Origin of the sequence: Methanobrevibacter sp. (assembly GCF_045644645.1) — an archaeon.
Classification (GTDB): domain Archaea; phylum Methanobacteriota; class Methanobacteria; order Methanobacteriales; family Methanobacteriaceae; genus Methanocatella.
In genome coordinates this window covers 1-3869 of the sequence record NZ_JAZRHE010000078.1, presented here as the reverse complement: position 1 = coordinate 3869, position 3869 = coordinate 1, and the positions used below count along the sequence as shown (strand labels likewise).

The 3869-nt window shown below is 37.7% G+C and carries 4 protein-coding genes; 1 reads left to right on the top strand and 3 read right to left on the bottom strand.

What is annotated here, in order from left to right; all coding sequences use genetic code 11:
- Positions 1–86 precede the first annotated feature (86 nt).
- Positions 87–680, top strand: coding sequence for a hypothetical protein (locus ACKI4K_RS04530; RefSeq protein ID WP_407422719.1), 594 nt, complete (start codon positions 87–89; stop codon positions 678–680).
- 35 nt (positions 681–715) lie between these two features.
- On the opposite strand, the gene ACKI4K_RS04525 is transcribed toward ACKI4K_RS04530, so the two are convergent.
- From ACKI4K_RS04525 to ACKI4K_RS04515, 3 genes are read right to left on the bottom strand one after another with little or no spacing between them, the layout of a single operon-like run.
- Positions 716–2206 (bottom strand): glutamate synthase-related protein, encoded by a 1491-nt coding sequence (locus ACKI4K_RS04525; RefSeq protein ID WP_407422717.1) that lies wholly within the window; start codon positions 2204–2206, stop codon positions 716–718.
- 12 nt (positions 2207–2218) lie between these two features.
- A complete protein-coding gene (locus ACKI4K_RS04520; protein WP_407422715.1) occupies positions 2219–2887 on the bottom strand; it encodes a tributyrin esterase in 669 nt (222 codons plus the stop codon).
- 8 nt (positions 2888–2895) lie between these two features.
- Entirely contained in the window at positions 2896–3813 is a 918-nt protein-coding gene (locus ACKI4K_RS04515) for a class II glutamine amidotransferase (RefSeq protein ID WP_407422713.1), read from the bottom strand.
- Between the last annotated feature and the right edge of the window lie 56 nt (positions 3814–3869).

The window sequence follows — 3869 nt, the reverse complement described above, 5'->3', positions numbered from 1 at the left end:
TTTTATTTAAAATAAATATTTTTCAAAAAAAAAAGTATCAGCAGTAACAAAAACATTTATTATATCAAAAACATATATTAACATTCATGGTTACAATACAAAAATATTCAATTGCAACTTTCGATCATGATAAGATACCTGAAATCAATAAGATTATACTCAAATATTCAGAGAATATTACAAAATCATCATCCCATGTGCTTTTTAATATCGAACCGATTAATCTTACTGATGTTGTTGAGGACTTAACTTTTTTTAGAATAACCTGTGAAAATGAAAGAGAAGCAAATGACATATTCACCAAAATGGTCAAGGAATTGAATACAGTAGACACAGACTTTTCCATATGGAATGAGGAAACTGAAGACATATTTACTACTATAGAACATATTGGAACACTGGACATCAAATTCGACAAAATCCAAACTATAAAAAAAGGAACCTATGAAAGAATAGACGAATTGAAAAACATGAGAACAGAATTCGGATATTGCAAAGGCTATAAACCTAATTTCCGTCCGCTTGAAGAAAGACAAATTGAAAGCCTGGACGTTCCAAAAGAAAGTATTTACCTATTTTCCAAAACCTCAGAAGAATATTCAAAACTAACTGATTACCTATCTGAAAAGATTATGGCAATTGACCCCGATTTTGAATTGGAAACAAGAATTTTCAAATGAAAAAAAAGTTTGTAAGTACTTAACTAATTAAGTACTTAAATTTTGCCAACACCAGCCATAGGAACACCGGTTAATGCTGATGCTTCCAATGTTAATGCACGCAAATTCTCTTTTTCAAGTTTTGTAATGTGAGTATTTCCAGCCTGTTGAACTAACATACAAGCTTCATCTGTCATTGTGTTAATGTAATTAGCTACATTTTTACCCATTTCCTTATAATCAAGCCTATGTCTTAAGGATAAATCCTGTGTAGCTATTCCTTTTCTACATGTTCCGGTATAACACATTTGACATACTCTACATCCAATTGATATTAAAGCAGCTGTAGCAATATATACCGCATCCGCTCCAAGTGCAATAGCTTTAGCCAAATCCGCACCTGAGCGAACTCCACCTGCAGCCACCAAACTTACTTGGTCTCTTAAACCAATTTCTTTTAATGCCAAGTCTGCTTCTACAATTGAGGCAAGAGATGGAATACCGGAGTGCTCCATGATTACTTCAGGACCAGCCCCGGTTCCCCCTTGCATACCGTCCACTACGATTATATCTGCTCCTCCCTTAGCTGCGATTTTTACATCTGAAGCTACTTTACCGGAAGCAAATTTAACCATAATCGGCACTTTCCAATCGGTTATTTCACGTAATTGTGATATTTTCATGCTTAAGTCTTCAGGCCCGACAATATCCATGTGTCTTGCAGGAGACAATGCATCTGATCCTTCAGGAATGTTTCTAATTCTTGACACCTCGGCAGTCACCTTTTCACCCAGCAGGTGTCCTCCCATTCCAGATTTTGCTCCCTGACCAATTTTTATCTCAATGGCATCTCCTTTTTTAAGATAATCTGCAGACACTCCAAAACGACCTGATGCATATTGTGCAATTAACTTATCTGCCAGTTCTCGCTCTTCCGGAAGCATTCCTCCTTCACCGGTATTTGTTACTGTTCCTGCTAGTGAAGAACCAATAGCCAAAGCCATTTTTGCTTCTTTTGACAAAGCCCCAAAAGACATTGCTCCAATCATGATAGGAGTGGCTAATTTCAGAGGGTTTTCTGCATACCTATCCCCTAAAACCACATCTGTTCCACAAGGCTCCCTGTATTTATCAATAGGAGGTCTTGATACCTGAGCGGGAATTACCACCAAATCATCAAAGTCGGGAATTCTTCTAAGTGCTCCAGTACTTCTGAGTTTATATGATGCTGTTTGTGCTTGCCTTACAATTTCAACAATATCTGGGAATCCCCATCCTTGTCTTGCATCCTCTGGAATTGCATTTACTTCAATTGCACGATTTGGACACATTTCAAGACAAATCCTACAACCCACGCATTTTTCCTGGTTTAGCGGATATGGGTCGCCTTGAATAATTTCATAAACTCCATGAGGGCAATTATTAAAACATGAAAAACATCTTCCACAAATTTTTTCATCCCTATCATCACATAAATACCAGCAACATCCTGGACGTCCAAAATTTTTTTTACATAAATCCGGATTTCTTTCAACTCTGTATGGCATACTCTTTTCCCCCTAGTGACCATAAAATGGCCTTGTACTTTCTGGAACTATTTTTTTGAATTCTGAATAATCGTCAATGTCAAAGTCATATTCTGTCAATGCTTCTTCAAGATTCAAAGTATCTTCAAAGGTAAGCTCTTCCAATTTTGCATTATAGCCTAAGCTTTTGATTTCCCCTTTGACATACACTACACCGCGTATGATTGATTCGGCCACATCATCTCCAACGTCACCCAAGATGATTATGCGTCCGCCCATCATGAAAATGCCTGTCATAAATCCGGAGTTTCCCCCAATGATTATTGTCCCCTTTTTCATGATTTCTCCGGTTCTTGAACCGACTGATTCACGCACGACAACAGTACCATCATATATTCCCTGGCCCGCTCCATCACCGGCAGATCCTTCAACTATCACTTCCCCGCCGGTAATGTTATCTCCTACAAACCAGCCTGCATTTCCATTGATTTTGATTTTAGGACCATCACACATGCATCCTGCAAAGTATCCCACCGATCCATCGAATTCGATTTCCACATCTTCAGTTACTCCGGCAGCAAGGTAATGTTTAGCATTAGGATTCCTGATGATTATCTTATCATATTCGCAAGCAGCCTCCTTTACCTGTGAATTTATCTCACGGGGAGTTAAATTTTCAGCATCAATCTCAAAAACTTTCATCCAATCACCTAAATCTCATATACCATTACTTCACCTGGAGAAATTTGTTCTACATGGTGTGTGTCAACCACTTCTCTTAGAGACACTTCTTCTGATGCAATCGCAAATACTTCATCCGTTTCCGCCATTACACCTGGTCTTAGACCCAGTTTATCTTTTGCTATTCCGATTCCCTGTGGAGTTCCTATAATATAAGAAAATGGACCGTCCATATCTTCTACAGATTGTTCTAGCGCTTCCTCTAATGTGTAACCGGTATCCAATTTATCAGCAATGTAGTGAACAAGACATTCCGTATCATTGAATGTTTCAAATGTATGGCCTTTTCTTTCCAAAGGATCGCGTATTTTCCAGTAGTTTGTAATTTGTCCGTTGTGCACTACGGAAATATCGCGTACAATGTATGTTTGGAAAGGGTGTGCATGGTATCTGTCTACCCCACTTTCTGTTGAAAAACGGGTATGGCCTATTGCATGAGTTCCTTTAACACTTCTTACATCATACCTGTCCGCAATATCAAGTACAGAACCTACATCCTTAATCATTTCGAAATCATGACTTCCATTTATTACAATTACATCATCGATTGTGTCCACTTTAGTAATTAACGGTTTTAACTCGCAAAATTTATCCAAAGATATTTTACATTGGTAGATGAATGAATCTCCAACTGAAGGTAAGATGGCATCTTGTTTAATTGGAGTCACGAAGTTAATAGTGTGTTTTACTTTATCAAGCAATTTTTCACTTTCTTTTACCTGAATTTTTAAAATGTATTCATCTTCCTCTAAACCGGTTCCGCCATAGATTGAATAACCTGCTGAGTCGGGTCCCCTATGCTGGAGTTGGTGAAGCATATTGGTCATGTCATTTCCAATATTATGTAATTTTTTATCTTTGTATACGATTCCTGCGATTCCGCACAATTTAAGTCCTCCACATCATAAATATTATAGTCGGAAATTTACTTCCGTATTATACT